19 protein-coding genes are annotated in these 19810 nt (G+C 64.6%); 13 read left to right on the top strand and 6 right to left on the bottom strand.

Going from position 1 to position 19810, the window contains the following annotated elements:
* Window positions 1-48: 48 nt before the first annotated feature.
* Window positions 49-708: a glutathione S-transferase family protein gene (locus tag AB4Y36_RS12745; RefSeq protein WP_342948641.1), complete on the bottom strand. Its 660-nt coding sequence runs from the start codon at window positions 706-708 to the stop codon at window positions 49-51.
* Between the two features lie 265 nt (window positions 709-973).
* Between AB4Y36_RS12745 and AB4Y36_RS12740 the strand changes: the two genes are divergently transcribed.
* The gene (locus AB4Y36_RS12740; RefSeq protein ID WP_069263163.1) at window positions 974-2314 is read left to right on the top strand and encodes a polyhydroxyalkanoate depolymerase; all 1341 of its coding nucleotides are present in this window, start codon (window positions 974-976) and stop codon (window positions 2312-2314) included.
* 19 nt (window positions 2315-2333) lie between these two features.
* Here AB4Y36_RS12740 and AB4Y36_RS12735 read toward each other — a convergent pair whose 3' ends face one another.
* On the bottom strand, window positions 2334-2771 hold the full coding sequence (locus tag AB4Y36_RS12735) for a cupin domain-containing protein (protein ID WP_368602692.1): 438 nt from the start codon (window positions 2769-2771) through the stop codon (window positions 2334-2336).
* A 207-nt stretch (window positions 2772-2978) separates the two neighbouring features.
* Between AB4Y36_RS12735 and AB4Y36_RS12730 the strand changes: the two genes are divergently transcribed.
* From AB4Y36_RS12730 to AB4Y36_RS12715, 4 genes are all read left to right on the top strand, one after another.
* On the top strand, window positions 2979-4091 hold the full coding sequence (locus AB4Y36_RS12730) for a BMP family ABC transporter substrate-binding protein (protein ID WP_069263165.1): 1113 nt from the start codon (window positions 2979-2981) through the stop codon (window positions 4089-4091).
* Between the two features lie 26 nt (window positions 4092-4117).
* On the top strand, window positions 4118-4654 hold the full coding sequence (locus AB4Y36_RS12725; protein WP_368683126.1) for a nucleoside deaminase: 537 nt from the start codon (window positions 4118-4120) through the stop codon (window positions 4652-4654).
* 348 nt (window positions 4655-5002) lie between these two features.
* The gene (locus AB4Y36_RS12720; RefSeq protein ID WP_069263168.1) at window positions 5003-5770 is read left to right on the top strand and encodes a ParA family protein; all 768 of its coding nucleotides are present in this window, start codon (window positions 5003-5005) and stop codon (window positions 5768-5770) included.
* A gap of 101 nt (window positions 5771-5871) precedes the next feature.
* Window positions 5872-7227, top strand: a complete 1356-nt coding sequence (locus AB4Y36_RS12715; RefSeq protein WP_368683125.1) for a tryptophan leader peptide — start codon at window positions 5872-5874, stop codon at window positions 7225-7227.
* Between the two features lie 33 nt (window positions 7228-7260).
* Here the strand turns inward: AB4Y36_RS12715 and AB4Y36_RS12710 are convergent, their stop codons facing one another.
* Both AB4Y36_RS12710 and AB4Y36_RS12705 read right to left on the bottom strand, forming a co-directional pair.
* Entirely contained in the window at window positions 7261-8022 is a 762-nt protein-coding gene (locus AB4Y36_RS12710; RefSeq protein WP_042270119.1) for an ABC transporter permease, read from the bottom strand.
* Window positions 8019-9014, bottom strand: coding sequence for an ABC transporter ATP-binding protein (locus tag AB4Y36_RS12705; protein WP_368683124.1), 996 nt, complete (start codon window positions 9012-9014; stop codon window positions 8019-8021). Before AB4Y36_RS12705 ends, AB4Y36_RS12710 begins: the two co-directional genes overlap by 4 nt.
* Before the next feature lie 171 nt (window positions 9015-9185).
* Here AB4Y36_RS12705 and AB4Y36_RS12700 point away from each other — a divergent pair, with 171 nt between their 5' ends.
* The 8 genes from AB4Y36_RS12700 (at window position 9186) to AB4Y36_RS12665 (ending at window position 16141) form a co-directional block, all read left to right on the top strand.
* Complete coding sequence (locus tag AB4Y36_RS12700) at window positions 9186-9935, top strand: IclR family transcriptional regulator (RefSeq protein WP_368683123.1); 750 nt, start codon at window positions 9186-9188, stop codon at window positions 9933-9935.
* A gap of 70 nt (window positions 9936-10005) precedes the next feature.
* Entirely contained in the window at window positions 10006-10761 is a 756-nt protein-coding gene (locus tag AB4Y36_RS12695) for a transporter substrate-binding domain-containing protein (RefSeq protein WP_069263170.1), read from the top strand.
* 17 nt (window positions 10762-10778) lie between these two features.
* On the top strand, window positions 10779-11447 hold the full coding sequence (locus tag AB4Y36_RS12690) for an amino acid ABC transporter permease (protein ID WP_069263172.1): 669 nt from the start codon (window positions 10779-10781) through the stop codon (window positions 11445-11447).
* A complete protein-coding gene (locus AB4Y36_RS12685) occupies window positions 11444-12211 on the top strand; it encodes an amino acid ABC transporter ATP-binding protein (RefSeq protein ID WP_368618262.1) in 768 nt (255 codons plus the stop codon). The genes AB4Y36_RS12690 and AB4Y36_RS12685 overlap by 4 nt, the downstream gene beginning before the upstream one ends.
* The gene (locus AB4Y36_RS12680; protein ID WP_368683122.1) at window positions 12208-12849 is read left to right on the top strand and encodes a HutD family protein; all 642 of its coding nucleotides are present in this window, start codon (window positions 12208-12210) and stop codon (window positions 12847-12849) included. Before AB4Y36_RS12685 ends, AB4Y36_RS12680 begins: the two co-directional genes overlap by 4 nt.
* A gap of 31 nt (window positions 12850-12880) precedes the next feature.
* Window positions 12881-14272 (top strand): formimidoylglutamate deiminase, encoded by a 1392-nt coding sequence (locus AB4Y36_RS12675; RefSeq protein ID WP_368683342.1) that lies wholly within the window; start codon window positions 12881-12883, stop codon window positions 14270-14272.
* A 27-nt stretch (window positions 14273-14299) separates the two neighbouring features.
* On the top strand, window positions 14300-15109 hold the full coding sequence (hutG, locus tag AB4Y36_RS12670; RefSeq protein ID WP_368683121.1) for an N-formylglutamate deformylase: 810 nt from the start codon (window positions 14300-14302) through the stop codon (window positions 15107-15109).
* 228 nt (window positions 15110-15337) lie between these two features.
* Complete coding sequence (locus tag AB4Y36_RS12665) at window positions 15338-16141, top strand: transporter substrate-binding domain-containing protein (RefSeq protein WP_069263183.1); 804 nt, start codon at window positions 15338-15340, stop codon at window positions 16139-16141.
* A gap of 70 nt (window positions 16142-16211) precedes the next feature.
* Here the strand turns inward: AB4Y36_RS12665 and AB4Y36_RS12660 are convergent, their stop codons facing one another.
* Both AB4Y36_RS12660 and AB4Y36_RS12655 read right to left on the bottom strand, forming a co-directional pair.
* Window positions 16212-17534 (bottom strand): cytochrome c, encoded by a 1323-nt coding sequence (locus tag AB4Y36_RS12660; protein WP_368683120.1) that lies wholly within the window; start codon window positions 17532-17534, stop codon window positions 16212-16214.
* An 11-nt stretch (window positions 17535-17545) separates the two neighbouring features.
* Complete coding sequence (locus AB4Y36_RS12655) at window positions 17546-19810, bottom strand: xanthine dehydrogenase family protein molybdopterin-binding subunit (protein ID WP_342948650.1); 2265 nt, start codon at window positions 19808-19810, stop codon at window positions 17546-17548.

Below are 19810 nucleotides of genomic sequence, written 5' to 3'. Positions count from 1 at the left end.
TGCCGAATCCCGCGGCACGACATGCTCGATGTTGGTGCGCGGCGGCGCTCAGAACTCCATATCGAGTTCGTCGATGTCCTCCGTTTCCGACTGGGCCGCCGCGATCCATTCGGCGACGTACGGCTGCTTGAGCACGCGCATGCAGTAGTCGCCGATGTCGGGGTCGATCGGCACGTCATAGGTGAGCAGGCGCGTGACGACGGGCGCATACATCGCATCCGCCGCGCCGATCTCGCCGAAGAGCCAGGGGCCACCGTACTTCTGCAGGCATTCGCGCCAGATAGTCACGATGCGCGCGATGTCGTCCTGCGCACGCGACCAGACGCGAAAGTTCGGAAAGTGGCCGCGCAGGTTCATCGGCAGGGCGGAGCGCAGGGCGCTGAAGCCCGAATGCATTTCCCCGCACACCGAGCGGCAGTGCGCGCGCGCCGTGCGGTCCGCGGGCAGCAGCTGCGCCTGCGGCTGGATCTCGTTGAGGTACTCGCAAATCGCGAGCGTGTCCCAGACCGTGATGCTGTCGTGGCGCAGGCAGGGAACGAGGATCGAAGGCGAGAGCAGCAGCAGTTCGGCGCGCGTGGCCGCGTCGTCGAGCGGCACCGTCACCGTGTCGAATTCGAGTCCGGCGAGTCTGGCAAGCAGCCAGCCGCGCATGGACCACGACGAATAGTTCCGGCTGCTGATCGTCAGGGTCGTATTCGTCTGACTCATCGAGTGCTCCTGAACGGTGAGGACATGGCGGCCAACAGTGCGACGCGCAGGAACCCGCATGCACCGAATGCGCGCATCGCACCTGCATGCACCGCTCGCGCCGATTCGACGCACTACATTGCAGCATGCAGGCAGGCGCAACCGCCGCTTTGTGCGAAGCGCCCGCGCGCCTGGCCGTGCAGGTGCAAGCACTGTGCCAATGAACGCTTCTGGCATACGTATTGCCTGCTTCGCTTCGCGTTCAAAACAATCGAGAGCTGCGCCCATGAACCTGCTCGCCTATCTTGCCTACCAGACGATCGCGGACTTGACGAGGTTCGGGCGCGCCGGCGCGTCGTTCTCGCGCGCGGCGCTCGCGGCGTGGCCTGCGCTCGCGTGCGGATTCGACGCGCGCTATCTCGACGCCTGGTGGGAGCAGATCGAGCTTGCCGGGCTCTCGCACGCGCGGCCGCCGTTCGAAATCGATGGGGTGGAGGTGGATGGCGTGCGCACGCCGGTGACGGAAGCCGTCGTCAAGCGCACGCCGTTCGCCTCGCTGCTGCACTTTCGCAAGGACGTCGCCACGCCACAGCCGCGCGTGCTGCTCGTCGCGCCGATGTCGGGGCACTTCGCGACGCTGCTGCGCGGGACCGTGCGCACCATGCTCGCCGATCACGACGTCTATATCACCGACTGGCACAACCCGCGCGACGTGCCCTTGTCGGCGGGGCGCTTCGGTTTTGACGAATACGTCGAGCACGTCATGTCCTTCATTCGGAGAGTCGGCCCCGATGCGCATCTGGTGGCGATCTGCCAGCCGACGGTCGCGGCGCTCGCGGCCGTCTCGCTGATGGCCGCCGACAACGATCCCGCGCAGCCCGCGAGCATGACGCTGATGGCGGGACCGATCGATTGCCGCGTGAATCCCACCAAGGTCAACGAACTCGCCAACAGCAAGCCGATCAAGTGGTTCGAGCGCAATCTCATCAGCGCGGTGCCAGGCGGTTTTCCGGGCGCGCAGCGGCGTGTATATCCTGGCTTCGTGCAGCTCAGCGCGTTCATGTCGATGAACCTCCAGCGCCATCTCGCTTCGTTCGAGGAGATGCGCCACGAGCGGGCGAAGGGCGACCCCACGAGAGCGGATGCGCTCAACGTCTTCTATCGCGAGTATTTCGCCACGTCCGATCTCACGGCCGAGTTCTACCTGGAAACGGTCAGCTCGGTGTTTCAGGAATACGCCCTGCCGTTAGGCAAGCTCAAGGTGGGCGAGCGTCTTGTGGAGCCGCACGCGATCCGCCGCACCGCGCTGCTCACGATCGAAGGCGAAAAGGACGACATCTGCGCGGTTGGCCAGACCGTGGCCGCCCATGACCTGTGCCGGGGGCTGCGCCCCTATATGAAGACGCATCATGTGCAGACGGGCGTGGGTCACTACGGCGTATTCAATGGCCGTCGCTGGGACACGCAGATCTATCCGCTGGTGCGTTCGACGATTCACGACCACGAGCCGCGCGCGCGGCGCGTCGCGGCGCCTGAGGCGATGAGCGACGATCGGGTGACGCTGCGCGCGCTGCTCGATGCCGACGCGCATGCGGCAACGGCAATCAGCCGCGCCGCCGCAACGTAGCCCGACCAGGTCGAGCGCCCTAGATTGCGGGGCTCGCCTGCCAGGGTGTCGGCGCGGGCACGGCGCAGGGCGCTTCCACATCGATCGACTTGAAGTCGGCGGGGCTCACGATTTCGAGGTACTCCATGTCGGGCGAGTAGTCGAAGAGGTAGTGGGCGATGCCCGGCGCCTGATGCACGCAGTCGCCCGCTTCGACGAGCGTTTCCTTGTCGCCGTACATGAAGCGCGCCCAGCCCTTGAGCATGATGACGATATGAAACTCTGCCTCATGCCGGTGCCAGCCCGTGCCCTGTTCCGGCGCAAGATTTGCCCGGACGAGTTGCGCAACCACCTTGCCATGCGTGGCCCTGGCGATGCCCAGGTCGCGATAGACAAAGAAGTCGCGCAGCCCGCCGCCCGTGAATGAAGTGTCCTGCGGCTTGACGTGCGAAAAGTCAGTAGCGAGTGCGGTTTGCATGGCAGGTCTCCCGAGCGCAGCGGTTGAAGGGGCAACGGGTTCGGCAAGCACGACGCGTTCCATCGTGAAGCCATTGGCGATAGCGTGCGCCAACGGCACGTGGAGCGTTATATCGATTCCGTTATTCATTACATAATGAATCGACATTTCGGCCTCGATTTTGACTGACCACTATTTGACCTTTCCATTCCCTGTTCCGGAGACCACATGGCAACAAGATTCGCTCGCACGTCAGTGCGCTCACTGCGTCTCGTGGCTACGCTGTTCGCCACGCTCGGCGCCTGGGTCGCGTTCGGCCCCACTGCCGCCGCAGCGGCCCCGATGGGCGTTGCGTTCGTCTATCTCGGCAACCCCGGCGACGCAGGCTGGACCTACGCGCATGAACAGGGCGTGAAGGCGATCGAAGCGAAGTTCGGCGACAAGATCAAGGTCACGCGTGTGGAGAACGTGCCCGAATCGGCCGACTCGGAGCGCGTGTTTCGCGATCTCGCGAACAAGGGCAACAAGATTATCGTAGGCTCGAGTTTCGGCTTTCAGGACTTCGAACTGAAGACCGCAAAGGATTATCCCGACGTCGTCTTCGAGCATGCGACGGGGTACAAGAAGGCCGCGAACTTCGCGACCTATGACGTGCGCACGTACCAGAGCGCATATCTGGCCGGCCTCGTTGGCGGCTATACGACGAAGACGAATACGCTCGGCTTCGTCGCCTCGGTGCCGGTGCCCGAAGTAGTGCGCAACATCAACGCCTTCACGATGGGCGCGCGTTCGGTCAATCCGAATGCGAAGGTCAAGGTCATCTGGATCAATAGCTGGTTCGATCCGGGTAAGGAGAAACAGGCCGCCGAAACGTTGATCGGCCAGGGCGCGGACGTGCTGATCCAGAACACCGATTCGACGGCGACGATGCAGACGGCAGAGCAGAAGAAAGTGCATGCGTTCGGATGGGACTCCGACATGAAGAAGTTCGGGCCGAATGCCCAGTTGGGGGCTTGCGTGAGTTACTGGGGCGTCTATTACTCTCACCTGATCGACCAGGTGCAAGCCGGCACGTGGAGCAACACGCCGACGTGGTGGGGCCTCAAGGAAAAAGCCATCGACCTCGCCGACATCAATACCGCAACCGTCTCGCCTGCCGCGCAAAAGGCGCTTGCGCAAAAGCGCGACGACATCATCGCCGGCAAATTCGATCCGTTCGCCGGCCCGATCAAGGATCAGAGCGGTGCGATCAAGGTGGCAGCGGGCACGTCGCTGCCCGACGCCGAGTTGCTGCGGCTGAACTGGTTCGTGCAGGGCGTGGACGGCGCGTTGCCGAAATGAAATTGCCCGCAAGGAGGAGACAAGCTTTGAGCTTGACCATGTCCCCACAACAGAACGCTTCTGAATTCCCCGAGCAAGGGCTCGCGCCGACGCGCGAACAGATCGTCCGCCATTTGCGGCACGCAAGCGTAGTCGCGGAACGCGCGACGCAGTTGGGCCATCACCCGTTTGGCGCCATTCTCGTCGGACCCGATCAGGAATCGGTTCTCATCGAACAGGGCAATGTCGATACCGTCAATCATGCGGAAGCCGTGCTCGCGCGCGTCGCCGCGCTCAACTTCACGCCGCAGTACTTGTGGAGTTGCACGCTCTATACGACGGTCGAGCCGTGCTGCATGTGCGCGGGCACGGCCTATTGGGCGAACATCGGGCGCGTGGTGTTCGGCATGACGGAAAAGCGGTTGCTGCAGGCCACGGGCGACCACGCGGAGAATCCGACGATGAGCGTGTCGTCGCGCTATGTTTTCGATCATTGCCAGAAGCGCGTTGACCTGATCGGGCCCGTTGCCGAGGTCGAGGAAGAAGTGATGCAGGTGCAGCGCAGGTTTTGGGAACACGCTTGAGCCAGAATTTCCGGTCGTAATCACGCGAAATTGCTCTTTAAGTCACCTGACCTATCCTTAACCTACCGGCGTCCATTTGAACAGGAGAAACGCAAATGAAAGCTCGGCGCATCTTTGCAGCCCTGTTGGCTCTATCGCTAGTGCTGGCGCTGCCAGCCACCGCAAGTTACGCATGCGACGGTACGGGTTATAACCAGCCAGGCTCTGGAAAATGAAGCGGTTATGTAATTAGCCGCGTGACTGTGCTTGCCTGGAAAACCGCCACCAAAAATCTTTTTTGCACCGCCGCATCGGGTATGCTCATCCCATCCATCTCATTGAATGAGAGAGAAAGAGGGGAGCGAAGACATGCGGCGCGTGGTGTTCAACCAGAAGGGTGGCGTAGGCAAGTCAACGATCGTTTGTAATCTCGCTGCGATCAGCGCGATTGAGGGTCGGCGTACGCTCGTCATCGACCTCGACGCGCAGTCAAATTCGAGCCAGTACCTGCTCGGCGCGGCTTGCGCCGACGCGAAGCCCAACGTCGCCGACTTCTTCGAAACCGCGCTGACCTTCAGCTTCCGGCCGGTCGAGGTCACGTCGTTCATTCATTCGTCACCCTTCGAGAATCTCGACGTGATGCCCGCGCATCCCGATCTCGACACGCTGCATGGGAAGCTCGAGTCGCGTTACAAGATCTACAAGCTGCGCGACGCGCTCAAAGAACTCGACATGTACGATGCGATCTACATCGACACGCCGCCTGCGCTGAACTTCTACACGCGCTCCGCGCTGATCGCGGTCGAGCGCTGCCTCATTCCATTCGACTGCGACGACTTCTCGCGCCGCGCACTCTATACGCTGCTCGAGAACGTGAAAGAAATTCAGCAGGACCACAATGCGGCGCTCACGGTCGAAGGCATCGTCATCAACCAGTTCCAGCCGCGCGCGAGCCTGCCGCAGAAACTCGTGGACGAACTCGTCGATGAAGGGTTGCCAGTGCTGTCGTCGCGGCTGTCTTCGTCGGTGAAGATTCGCGAATCGCATCAGCAGGCCAAGCCCGTCGTTCACCTCGATCCGGCGCACAAACTCACGCGCGAATTCGTCGCGCTCCATCAGGAATTGAGCGGGGCTTGAAAGGCAAGCGCGGACATCACCGGTTTACGCCCTCGGCGGAGTGTGCAAGTATCCCTCGCAGCGAGTCGCACCGAGACTCTTGCTCTCTTGCGAGGTTCAGAATGGACTGGAGGTTCTGGAAGGCAGAGAAGCGCCAGGAAGAGGCGCGCAACTGGCCCACCAATACGCATGAATCGATACGCCAACTCCTGAGCATGTACCAGGGCGTCGGCACGCCGCCGTTTGCGAACTGGGCCGCGCCCGGCATCGCATTCGCACCCGAAGTCGAAGCGATCGCCCAAAATGGGGTCAAGGGCTATCAGCTCGCTCTCTGGTTCTGGCTCTTTGCCGAGAAGCACGGCACCATCGCGGCGAGAATGGCGCGCGAAACGTTCTGCCTGCTCGCCGACGCGGCGCAGCCGTCGTCGGGAGACGCGATCGATGCGCTCCTCGATCAGGAAAACCGCCTCGCGCATGCCGTCGAGACGGTTTCTGCCGAGCAGCGCGCGTTCAGGCTGGAAGGCCTGAGCGTCGAATTGCCGATGGAGTTCTTTCTGGCCACCGGCACGTTGAGGCTCAGGCCCGACTCGCCTTATGCCGGGGATGAGTCCGCCTCCCTGCAAGGCAACGACTACAAGCTGGCGGACTGCTTTCGCCACGCGACCGCTGAAGCGCTGTCCGTTTTCCGCCCGATGATCCAGGCGGTCGAATTCGACGCGAAAACGCTGCCCAACTGGAAATGGAGCGCCCGGCCGGGTGCGGCCGAGCGGCATCTGCAGCGGCGCTACAGCAATCCGCTCTTTCCGCTGCACCGGCAGATGGTGACGGCCCACGACGTGCACGAGGCGCGTCTCGCCGACAACCTGGCGCTGCAGGATATTCGCAACGAACTCAATGACGTGCGCCGCGCATTCTTCGAAAAGCCGGAACTGCCGTTGAACTGGCTCGCGTACCTCGAAAGCTACCGGGACGAGGTGGACAGGCTCGATGAGCGCCGCCTGGTCGCGGGTGGGCAGAACGCGGCGCTCGGCGAAGCGATCGCGGCGCTGCGTGCCGACGTTCTGGCGCCGTGGCGCGCCGAGATTCAGAAGAATCGCCACAGCCTCGCCACGCTCGAGCAGGACGAAGCGCGCAGGGCCGAACGGCGCTCACTGCTGTACGGCTGCGACTGGACCGCGCAATTGCTCAGTCACGGCTCGCTAATCCCGCCGGACGAAGTCGTTCCCGCTTTGCTGAGCGAATCTCCCGCGGAGTTGGAGAAGGCGGTGACCGGCCTGCAGTCGGATCCACGTCTGCACGAAACGTTGGCGCACTGCCGGGCCGTTGCGCATCGGCTCGTGAACGAGCTGCGCGCGGCAGGTCACAACTTTCCCGATATGACCGACAAGCTGCGCATTCTGGACGGCACGTTCGACGCTTCGCTGAACGGCCAGCACGAACGGCCGCTCGACGGCGCGCCGGGAGAGGTGCCGGCCTGAGGCTAGAGGCGGGGCCCGGTCGATGCGCTAACGTCAGGTTTTCAGCCGGTAGCCCGTCTTGAAGATCCACGCGGTGATCGCGAGGAACAGCGCGAGAAAGGCGGCTGTCATGCCGAGACTCACGCCGACGTCGACGTCCGCGAGCCCGTAGAAGCTCCAGCGGAAACCGCTGATGAGATAGACGATCGGGTTGAAGAGCGTGATCACCTTCCACGCCGTCGGCAGCATGTCGACCGAGTAGAAGGCGCCGCCGAGGAACGTGAGCGGCGTGATGACCAACAGTGGGACGATCTGCAGTTTCTCGAAGTTGTCCGCCCAGATGCCGATGATGAAACCGAGCAGGCTGAACGTGACCGCGGTGAGCAGCAGGAACAGCGCCATCCACACGGGATGCTGGATCTGGATCGGCACGAAGAGCGCCGCGGTCGCGAGGATGATGAGCCCGAGCACGACCGACTTGGTCGCCGCCGCGCCGACATAGCTGACCACGATTTCGAGGTAGGACACGGGCGCCGAGAGCAGCTCGTAGATCGTGCCCGTGAAGCGCGGGAAGTAGATGCCGAACGACGCGTTCGAGATGCTCTGCGAGAGCAGCGACAGCATGATCAGGCCCGGCACGATGAACGCGCCGTAGCTGACACCGTTCACTTCCTTGATGCGCGAACCGATGGCAGAGCCGAATACGATGAAGTAGAGCGAAGTCGAAATGACCGGCGCGACAATGCTCTGCATCAGCGTGCGCCGCGTGCGCGCCATTTCGAACCGGTAAATGGCGCGAATTGCGTAATGGTTCATCGGGAAGTTACCTGTCCTTTGCCGTCTTCTGCGACCGAATCTGGCGTGGGCCGTGAAGCGGCCGCCGGGTCCTTATGGACGAGACTCACGAAGATGTCCTCCAGCGAACTCTGGCTCGTTTTCAGGTCCGTGAATCCGATGCCGGCCTCGTTCAGGTTCCTGAGCAGCGTTGTGATGATGTCGTTGCGTTCGTTTTCGCTGTCGTAGGTGTAGGTGAGTTCGGCGCCGCCGTCGGCCAGCTCCAGTCCCCACGCGGCGAGGCCGTCCGGAATCGCGCTCAGCGGGGCGGCGAGCTGCAGCGTCAGCTGTTTGCGGCCGAGCTTGCGCATGAGCACGTCCTTGCGCTCGACGAGCATGATCTTCCCAGCGTTGATCACGCCGATGCGGTCGGCCATCTCCTCCGCCTCGTCGATGTAGTGCGTCGTCAGGATGATCGTTACGCCATTCGCCTTGAGCCCGCGCACGAGTTCCCACATGTCGCGGCGCAGCTCGACGTCCACACCCGCCGTCGGCTCGTCCAGAAACAGCACTTGCGGCTCGTGCGCGAGCGCCTTCGCGATCAGCACGCGCCGCTTCATGCCGCCCGAGAGCGTCATGATCTTGTTGTTCCGCTTCTCCCACAGCGAGAGGTCGCGCAGCACGCGCTCGACATACGCGGGATTGGGCGGCTTGCCGAACAGGCCGCGGCTGAACGATACGGTGGCCCAGACCGTTTCGAACGCGTCGGTCGTCAACTCCTGCGGCACGAGGCCGATCAGCGAGCGTGCGGCGCGGTAGTCGGTGAGGATATCGTGACCGGCCACGCGCACACTGCCTTCGCTCGCATTGACGATGCCGCAGACGATGCTGATCAGCGTCGTCTTGCCGGCGCCATTCGGCCCCAGCAGCGCGAAGATTTCGCCCCGTGCAATGTCGAGATTGATGTTCGTGAGCGCCCGGAGTCCCGATGCATAGACTTTCGAGAGATTCTCGATGGAGAGGATCGTTTGCATGTGCGTGACATTACCAGAAGCCGGTAAAAGACACCGCGCGGACCCACGCGGGACATCGGACATCGCCAGGGAAAACCCTCGCATGTCATTCCCATTCGTTGGGAATCGTATTTTTGATTTCCGGGAGTGACGTGGCATGCTGAGTGCATCAATTCAGCCTTCGTCATTCAGGTGAAACAGGAACCCGGGGTTACCGGCGCAGAGCGCCTGCTACTGGTGCTTTCGGCACTCGCGAGCCGCGGCAAGGCGATGTCCGCGAAGGACATGCTCGCGGCCACGGGGCTCGCGCAAAGCACACTCTACCGCCAGGTCGCGGTGCTCAAGCGCTGGGGCTTCGTGACCGAAGACGCCGGCTACTACGCGCCGGGCCCCATCAGTCTGCAGCTTGCGCTCGGCTTCGACGTCAATTCCCTGCTCGTCGAATCGAGCCGCGAAGGCATGCTGCAACTCGCGCGGACCTCGCAGGAGAGTGTCGGCCTCGTCGTCGCCGTGAACGACCAGGTGGTCTGCCTCGAAATGGTCGAAAGCACGCATTCGCTGCGCTGCTCGTTCGAGAAGGGGCGCGCAGTGCCGCTCAGGGCCGGGGCGTCGGCCAGGTCATTGCTCGCCTTCATGCACGAAAAGGCGCGCGGCGAGACGCTCGACCGTCTCTTCGCCGGCGACGCGCCGGGCCGCGCCGCCATGGAAGCGGAACTGGAGCAGATTCGCGCGCGCGGCTACGCGGTGAGCGAAAGCGAAGTCGACCCTGGCGTATGGGGCGTGAGTGCGCCTGTGTTCCGGCGCGTTGCACGGGGCGCGGGCGCCAACGCGTCGATCACCTTGATGGCGCCGTCGTCGCGCGTGGCGGGCCGTGAGCTGCAGCTCGCCGACTGGACCTTGCGCACCGCGCACAGCATTTCCGCCCGTCTGCAAACCGATTGACCGCAACGAACGAAGCCAAAGAACGAAGCCCAAAACCGCAGCGTCCCGAGAAACCACACAGGAGTCCAACATGAAACTGCATAAACTGCTGTCCGCCACGTGCGTCGCCCTCGCCATGTTCGCGGCCGCCGCTCCCGGCACCGCGAGCGCGCAAGCGCAGAACGTCCTCCAGGTCGCGACCGATGCGACGTTCCCGCCGATGGAGTTCACGGAAAACGGTCAGCGCACCGGGTTCGACGTCGACCTGATGAACGCGCTCGCCAAGGCAATGGGCAAGCAGGTCCAGTGGACCGACATCGACTTCAAGGGGCTGATTCCGGGTCTGATCGCGCACCGCTTCGACGCCGCGATTTCCGGTATCTACATCACGCCTGAACGCAGCCAGGTGGTGGACTTCACGCAGCCGTATTTCGCGGGCGGCCTCGTCGCGCTCGTGAAGGCCGACTCGCCCATCAAGACGCTCGCCGATCTCGAGGGCAAGAAGGTCTCGGTTCAGGTCGGCACGAAGTCGGTGAACTTCCTGCGCGACAACTACCCGAAGGTCACGCGCGTCGAGGTCGAGAAGAACCAGGAAATGTTCGATCTGGTCGGCATTGGCCGCGCGGACGCCGCCGTGACGGGCAAGCCCGCCGCGTATCAGTTCGCCCGCACGCGCGCAGGATTTCGCGTGCTCGACACCGAGCTGACGAAGGAAGCCTATGGCATTGCCGTGCGCAAGGACGAACCGCAGCTGCGCGATGCGCTGAACGCTGCGCTGGCGAAGATCAAGGCGGACGGCACCTACGCCCAGATCGTGAACAAGTGGTTCGGCACGGGTTCGAAGTGAACCGGCGGATCTGATCCATGCAACTCGACTTCTCTCCGGCTATCGCCGGTTGGGCCGACATCGCACACGGCGCGCTGGTCACGGTGGAAGTGACCGCCGCGGCGCTCGTGCTCAGCTGCATGCTCGGCCTCCTGATCGGCATCGGCCGGCTCGCGCCGCAACGGCGGCTCGTGTACGGCTTCTGCACGGGCTACCTCGTCTTCTTTCGCGGTACGCCGCTGCTCGTGCAGCTGTTTCTGCTGTTCTTCGGACTGCCGCAATTCAATATCCTGCTGCCGGCGTTCGTCTGCGGCATGCTCGGGCTCGGGCTCTATTCGGCCGCGTATGTCTCGGAGATCGTGCGCGGCGCGATCCAGTCCGTCGATCGCGGGCAGATGGAAGCCGCACGGTCGATCGGCATGTCGTCGGCGCAGGCCATGCGCGCGATCATCCTGCCGCAGGCCGTGGTGCGCATGATTCCGCCGCTCGGCAACGAATTCATCGCGCTCATCAAGAATTCCGCGCTGGTCTCGCTGCTGACGATCGACGACCTGATGCATGAAGGCCAGAAGATCATCAGCGTTTCGTATCGCTCGCTGGAGGTGTATCTCGTGATCGCGCTCGTTTATCTCGTGCTGACACAGACGACCAACTATGCGCTGCATCGCGTCGAGCGCCGCCTGCGCGCGGGAGGGATGGTGCAATGAGCGCGCAACTGGATCCGATCGTCAGCATTCGCGGACTCAAGAAGTCGTTTGGTTCGCACCTCGTGCTCAACGGCATCGACTTCGATATTCAGCCGCAACAGGTCGTCGTGGTGATCGGCCCGAGCGGTTCGGGCAAGAGCACGTTTCTGCGCTGCTGTAATGGCCTCGAGCAGCCCGAGGGCGGCACCGTCGATATCTGCGGTCATCGACTCGTGGAAAACGGCGCGATGCTCAAGGACCGCGCGCTCAATGCGCTGCGTACCGAAGTCGGCATGGTGTTCCAGTCGTTCAATCTGTTTCCGCACCTCTCGGTGCTGCACAACATCACGGTTGGACCGCGCATGTTGCGCGGGGCATCGAAGGCGCAGGCCGAATCCGCCGCGCTTGCGCTGCTCGAGAAAGTCGGGCTCGCGCATAAGGCGCATGTGATGCCGGCGAGCCTTTCCGGTGGCCAGAAGCAGCGTGTCGCCATTGCGCGGGCGCTCGCCATGCAGCCGCGCGTGATGTTGTTCGACGAGCCGACTTCCGCGCTCGACCCTGAGCTGGTTGGCGAGGTGCTGCAGGTCATGAAGCTGCTGGCTTCCGAGGGCATGACGATGGTAGTCGTCACGCACGAAATGGGCTTCGCGAAGGAAGTGGCCGACGTCGTGGTGGTGATGGACGGCGGCGAGATCGTCGAGGCGGGGCCGCCTTCGACGATCTTCACCGCGCCGGCACAGCCGCGCACGCGCAGTTTTCTGCAAGCGGTGTTGTCGCGCACATGAACCGGTCGTCCGCACCCGAAGGCCGCGCAGGTGCAAAGGTGACGCTGCTGCGCGGCGTCGAGCTTGTGCCCGCGCCCTGGAAAAACGGCGGCGGCGTGACGCGCGAAATCGCGACGGGTTGCGCAGCGGGCGCGCTGCCCGATGGGTTCGCTTGGCGCGCGAGTCTCGCGGATATCGCGCAAGCCGGGCCGTTTTCGTGCTTCGAGGGCATAGACCGCACGCTCGTGTTGATCGACGGTGCGGCCTTGCACTTGAACGAGGCGCGCGCAGGAGAACAAGAGCCTCATGCCACGCATACGCTGGAACGCGCGCTGGATATCGCCCGCTTTGCCGGTGAAGCCGCAATCGATGCACGGATCGCCGCTGGCCCCGTGCGCGTGTTCAACCTGATGGTGCGCCGCGAGGCCGCGCGCGGCGCGCTCGAAGTGTGGCGCGAGGCAACGCGGCGCAGCGTGCATGCGCAGACCGTGTTGCTGCATGCCGTGCAACGTCAGGCCGAGGTGAGCGTGGCGGGCGAGGGCTTCATCGCGCTCGCGCCCGGCGACACGTTGCGCGTCGATGCGGAGCAAGCCGTGGAGCTCGAAACGTGCGGCGAAGGCGCGCTGCTGGTTGTCATACTCGATATCGCGCAAGCCTGATTTCATGAGCACCCTGATCCCTCCGCTTTCCATGACGAACGCGCTTTTTGCGGAACATGCGTATTTGCCCGGCGGTTGGCGCCGCAATGTGCTGCTCGAATGGGACGCCACGGGCACGCTGCGCGGCGTGACGCCCGACCTCGCGCAAGCGCCTGAAGGCGGCGCGCGTGCGTCGGGCCCGATCATACCTGGCATGCCTAATCTCCATTCGCATGCGTTCCAGCGCGCGATGGCCGGCCTCACCGAATATCGCGCGAATCCCACCGACAGCTTCTGGAGCTGGCGCGACCTGATGTACCGCTTTGCGGCGCGCATCATGCCCGACGATCTTGCCGCGGTCGCGAGCTGGCTCTACGTGGAAATGCTCAAGGCGGGCTACACGTCCGTCTGCGAGTTTCACTATGTGCATCACGCGCAGGACGGCCAGCATTATGCGAGCCCCGCCGAACTGGCGCAGCATGTGGTGGAGGCAGCGAGCGTGACCGGCATCGGCATGACCATGCTGCCCGTGCTCTATCAGTACAGCGGCTTCGGCGCGCAAGCGCCGCGCGACGATCAGCGGCGCTTCATCAACACGCCCGACCAGTTGCTCGGCATCGTCGAGGCGCTGCGTGCGTGGCGCCCGGAGCACGGCGCGTTGCGCTATGGCGTTGCGCCGCATTCGCTGCGCGCGGTTTCGCATGATTCGTTGCGTGTGCTGCTGGAAGGTCTGGATCAAGTGCTTCCCGGTGCGCCCGTCCACATCCACATCGCCGAGCAGACGGCCGAAGTCGAGGCCTGCATGGCGACCGAGGGCACGCGGCCCGTGCAATGGCTGCTCGATCGCTTCGATGTAAACGCGCGCTGGTGCCTTGTCCATGCGACGCATATCGATGCGCGGGAGACCGCCGCGCTCGCACAAAGCGGCGCGATTGCGGGCCTGTGCCTCACGACCGAAGCGAATCTCGGCGATGGTATTTTCCCTGCGCGCGAGTATCTCGACGCGGGCGGCGCGTTCGGCATCGGCTCGGACAGCCATATCGGCGTAGACTGGCGCGCCGAATTGCGCTTGCTCGAATACGGGCAACGGTTCACGCGGCGCGAACGCAACGTGCTCGCGTCGCCAGAGACCGCGCAGGTGGCCGACCGGCTTGTCGACGCGGCGCTCGCGGGCGGCGCGTGCGCGACGGGGCGCGCGGTGGGCGCGCTGCAGGAGGGCGCTCGCGCGGACTGGCTCGTGCTCGACGCGCAGCATCCGAACCTCGCGCAGCAGACGCCGCAAAGCTGGCTATCGTCAGTGGTGTTCTGCGAGCACGGCGAGACGCCGGTGCGCGACGTCTATGTGGGCGGCGAGCAGGTCGTCGCGCAGCGCCGCCACCGAGACGAAGCGCGCCTGTACGCCGATTATCGTAGGGCGTTGAACCATCTCCTTGCCGGCGCGTAAGTGCGCGGCCAACCGAACGGAGCTCCCATGACCGACCTCTTTACGCTCGAACGCGGCACGGCGCCGCTGCTGATCTCGATTCCCCACCTCGGCACCCAGGTTCCCGAGACGCTGCGCGACGCGTATACGGACATCGCGCTCACGGTCGCCGATACCGACTGGCATCTCGACCGGCTCTATGCGTTTGCGAAGACGCTGGGCGCGACGATACTCGGTGCGCGGGTGTCGCGCTATGTGATCGACCTGAACCGGCCGCCCAACGACGAAAGCCTGTATCCGGGGCAGACGACGACTTCGCTGTGCCCGACCGAAACGTTCCGCGGCGAGGCGCTCTATCGCGAGGGCCGCGCGCCTGATGCGCACGAGCGGCAGCGCCGCGTCGCCACCTACTGGCAGCCGTATCACGACGCGCTGCGCGCCGAGCTGCAGCGCCTGCGCGCGCAGCACGCCAACGTGCTGCTGTGGGAGGCGCACTCGATTGCGAGCGTGCTGCCGCGGCTATTCGACGGCAAGCTGCCCGATCTGAACATCGGCACGCAGGACGGCCGCACGGCGGCGGCGCCGGTGCAGGCGGCGGTCGAGCGCGCGGCGGCCGCGAGCGACTTCACATGGATCGCGAATGGCCGCTTCAAGGGCGGCTACAACACGCGCCATTACGGCGCGCCGCAGGCCGGCGTGCATGCGGTGCAACTCGAAATGTGCCAGTCGACGTACATGAGCGAGGCTGCGCCGTTCGACTACGCGCCGTCGCTAGCGCAGAAGGTCGAGCCGGTGGTGAGTGCGATGGTGAGCGGCGCGCTCGAGGCCGTGAAGGCGATGAACGCCGCCGCGCGCTGATTGCGCCGCGCGTGGACGCGCTATTAAGCGGATCCCTACATTTCAGAAAGCCGCGGATCTCAAAGGCGATGTGCCCCGTTCCGCACCCCGCCCAGCGCGGGAAAGTACTCAGTTGTGCGGGCTACGAACGCGCTGCCGATCGTAGTATTCTCTAGCGACGCGGCCTCGGGGGGCGCTGATGTGCCATCGCGAAGCAGTCCAGACATCCACATAAAGAGGAGAGGTTGAATGAAGTTGAAGAAGCTCCTGTTCACAAGCGCGCTAGCCGTATCGGCACTCGGATTTACCGCCGTTTCCGCCCATGCGGAAGACCTGCTGGATTCGGTCAAACAGGCCGGGGTGCTCAAGATCGGTCTGGAAGGCACCTATCCCCCGTTCGATTCGCGTGACAGCAAGGGCGACCTGGTCGGCTTCGACGTGGACGTCGCGAAGGCCGTGGCGGCCAAGCTCGGGGTCAAGCCCGAGTTCATTCCCACCGAGTGGAGCGGCATTATCGCCGCGCTGCAGGCCGGCAAGTTCGACGTGATCGTCAATCAGGTGACCATTACGCCGCAACGTCAGCAGGCGCTCGACTTCAGCCAGCCGTACACGTACTCGGCTGCGCAGCTGATCCAGCGCTCCGACGACAAACGCGAATTCAAGACGCTCGACGAATTCAAGGGCGACAAGAAGCTCGGCGTGACGCTCGGCACCAACTATGACCAGATGGCGCGCGCCGTGCAGGGCATCAACGTGCAGACGTATCCCGGCGCGCCCGAGAAGCTGCGCGACCTGGCCGCGAAGCGCATCGACGCGACGATGGACGATCGCCTGATGCTGCCGTACATCATCAAGACGTCGAACCTGCCGCTGCGTCCGGGCGCCGTGTTGCCGGGCGCCGATCAGCAAATGGCCATTCCGTTCCGCAAGGGCAATCCGAAGTTCGAGAAGGCGATCAACGACGCGCTCACCTCGCTCAAGCAGGACGGCACGCTCAAGAAGATCTCCATGCAGTGGTTCGGCCAGGACGTGACGCAACCGCTCGCTCACTAACGCTACAGTCGTTTCACGACAATCGCGCCGGCCGCAATCATGGCCGGCGCGATCGCTTCAACACTCCCTCCTACCGCGCCGCCTGCGTCCTCGTGCGCATCTTCGCGACCTCTGCTGCGCCCACCGCGCCTGCCTTGTTGTTCCAGCCCGCACGAACGAACGTGAGCACATCGGCGATCTGCTTGTCGCTTAGGACATCTGCATAAGCGGGCATGGGGTACGGCGCGGGCATGCCCTGGATCACGAGATCCCCGGTGCCGTTGAGCGTGACGTTGATGAGCGACGACGCGTCCTTCTCCAGCACGTTCGGATTGCCCGCGAGCGGCGCGAACATCGGCGCGAAGCCGCGCCCGTCGGCGCCGTGGCAATGCATGCAATACGCCGTGTAGACGCGCGCGCCCGCATCGTTCGCCGGACGCGAGAGCGACACTTTCGTCGCCTGCGGGTCATAGGCGTAGGCCGCTCCGCCGTCGTCGCCCTTCGCCGGCAGCGACTTCAGGTAGACGGCGATCGCGTTGACGTCCGCGTCGTTCATGCTCTGGGTGCTCTTGTTGATCACGTCGGTCATCGCGCCGAACGCCGAGGCGTGCTGGTTCGCGCCCGTCTTCAGGAACTGCGCGAGGTCCGCTGCGCTCCAGCGCCCGAGGCCCGTGTTGTGCGCGCCGGTCAGGTTCGAGGCGAACCAGCCGTCGAGCAGGGCGCCCGTGAGCCAGGCGTCGCCGCTTTCGTCGAGCGCTTTCTCGTTGAAGCCGATGCCGCGCGGCGTGTGGCACGAGCCGCAATGGCCGAGACCCTGCACGAGGTACGCGCCGCGGTTCCATGCCACGTCCTTGCCCGCTTTGTCCTGGTACGCGCCCTTCTCGAGGAAGACGGCGTTCCAGATCTTGAGCGGCCAGCGCATGTTCATCGGCCACTTGATGTCGGCGTCGCGGTTGCTCTGCTTGACCGGTTGCACACCTTGCATGAAGTATGCGTAGAGCGCGGCGACGTCCTCGTCGCGCACCTTCGCATACGAGGGATAAGGCATCGCCGGATAGAGGTTGTGGCCGTCCTTGGCAACGCCCTCGCGCATGGCGCGCGCGAAGTCCGCTTGCGTGTAGCCGCCGATTCCGGTGTCCGGGTCGGGCGTGACGTTGGTCGAGTAGATGCGCCCAAGCGGCGTGTTCATCGGCAGGCCGCCTGCAAACGGCTTGCCGTGCGGCGCCGTGTGGCACGCTGCGCAGTCGCCCACGGCGGCGAGGTAGGCGCCGCGCTGGATCGTGGCGGCGTCCGCAGCGCCCGCCGCGAGGGCGGGGCGCGCAGTCACGCACGCGAATGCTGCTAGCGCGAGCGTGGCACCGGCAATGCGGCGCAAGCCGCGGGCTCGTTGGGATGCGTCGATCGTTTTCGTCATGGTTCGCTCCCTCAAGCCGAGTGCGCGGACGCGCCCGCGTTCACGAGCTGGCGGCCCACTGGCAAGTGGCGCAGACGCTTTCCGGTCGCCGCGTAGATCGCATTCGCCACGGCCGGTATGACTGCCGAGGTCCCGGGTTCGCCGATCCCGCCGGGCGCTTCGGCGCTCTTCACGAGATGCACTTCGATCACCGGTGTCTGGTCGATGCGCATGATCCGGTAGTCGGTGAAATTGGTTTGCGTGACGCGTCCGCGCTCGATCGTGATCTCGCCCCACAGCGCCGCCGTGATACCGAACACGATGCCGCCCTGGATCTGCGCCTCGATGGTCTCGGGATTCACGGCCATGCCGCAATCCACGGCGCAGACCACGCGGTTCACACGCACCTCGCCGTCGTCCACCGTGACGTCGGCGACCATGCTGAGGAAGCTGCCGAACGCGTGCATCACCGAAACGCCGCGTCCCTGGCCCTTCGGCATGGGTGGTCCCCAGTTCGCGGCGCGCGTGGCTACGTCGAGCACATTGAGTGCGCGCGGCGACTTGCCGAGCAGGTTGCGGCGGTAGGTGACCGGATCGGTTTTCGCGGCCACGGCCAGTTCGTCGACGAAGCTCTCCACCACGAACGTGCCACGCGTGGGCCCCACGCCGCGCCAGAACGCGGTGGGCACCGCGTGCGGTTCCTGGCGCACGTATTCGATCAGCTGGTTCGGCAGGTCGTAGGGCAGGTCGGCGGCGACTTCGACGGCGTCGGGGTCGACGCCGTGCTGGAACGCGGGGGGCGCAAAGCGCGCCATGATCGAGGAGCCCGCGATGCGATGCTGCCAGGCCACGGGCTTGCCGTTCGCGTCGAGTCCGGCCGAGAGACGGTCGTAGTAATACGGCCGGTACATGTCGTGCTGGATATCTTCTTCGCGCGTATAGAAGACCTTGACAGGCACGCCGACCTGTTTGGCGATCTTGACGGCCTGGGTAATGAAATCGGTTTCGAGTCGCCGCCCGAAGCCGCCGCCAAGCAGGTGATTGTGCAGCGTGACCTGCTCGGGCTTCAGACCCGTGACGGCCACGGCCGCATCCACGGCGCGCGTGGGCACCTGGCTGCCCACCCAGATTTCGCAGCTATCGGGTTGCACGTGGACCGTGCAGTTGACCGGCTCCATCGTTGCGTGTGCAAGGAAGGGCTGCTGATAGACGGCGTCGATGCGCGTTTTTGCGGTGCCGAACCCCTGCTGCACGTCGCCGTCCTTGCGCGCGACGGCGCCTTCGCGTTGCGAGGCGCTCGCGAGATCGGCGACGATCTGCTGCATCGAAACCGTCGCGCCCGCGCCTTCGTTCCACTCGACGACGAGCGCAGCAGCGCCTCGTTTCGCGGCCCAGGTGTGCGCGCCGATCACGGCCACGGCGTTGTCGATCTTCACGACCTGCTTGACGCCGGGAACCTGCTTCGCGTGCGTGTCGTCGACCTTCGCGAGCGTGCCGCCGAACACAGGACAGTTCACGATGGCGGCGTAGACCATGTCGGGCAGGCGCACGTCGAGGCCGAAAAGCGCCGAGCCGTCCACCTTCTCCGGCGAGTCGAGGCGCTTTGTGGGCTTGCCGACCAGCGTGAAGTCTTTCGGCTCCTTGAGCGCGACCTTCTGCGGTACGGGCAGATGAGCGGCCGCATCGACGAGCTGGCCATAGGCGATGCGCCGCCCGCTCGCGTCGTGCAGCACCTCGCCCGCTTTGGCGTGGCAGGTGGCCGGATCGACTTGCCACTGCTGCGCCGCCGCCTGGATCAGAACGGTGCGCGCGGCGGCGCCCGCTTCGCGCATGGGCTGCCAGGCAAAGCGAATCGACGTCGAGCCGCCCGTGAGCTGGCCGCCCAGCAGCGGATCGGTGAAGAGCTTCGCGTTGGGCGGCGCGTGATCGATCGTGACGCTATCGAGCGGCACTTCGAGTTCTTCCGCAATCAGCATCGGAATCGAGGTGTACACGCCTTGCCCCATCTCCACCTTCGGGACGATGAGCGTGACCTTGCCCGAGCGGTCGATCTGCACGAAGGCGTTCGGCTCGAACACGCCGTCTTGCGGGGCTTCGTTGCCGTCGCCGCCTACGACCGATCGACGCGTCTGGCTGTCGCCCTGCGCGCCGGCAGAAAAGCTGATGCCGAGCAGCAGGCCGCCGCCCGCCGCCGCGCCTAGCTTGAGAAACGTGCGTCGCGAGAGTGGGCCGCTTGCGGTGACATGAAGCTTGCGTTCTGGCGCGCCGTTTTGCGCATCGAGGAGACCTTGTGACAT

This window comes from Paraburkholderia sp. BR10936, from assembly GCF_040965735.1.
GTDB lineage: Bacteria > Pseudomonadota > Gammaproteobacteria > Burkholderiales > Burkholderiaceae > Paraburkholderia > Paraburkholderia nodosa_A.
Note: the sequence above shows the minus strand (reverse complement) of the source record. Positions and strands in the feature narration are given on the sequence as shown.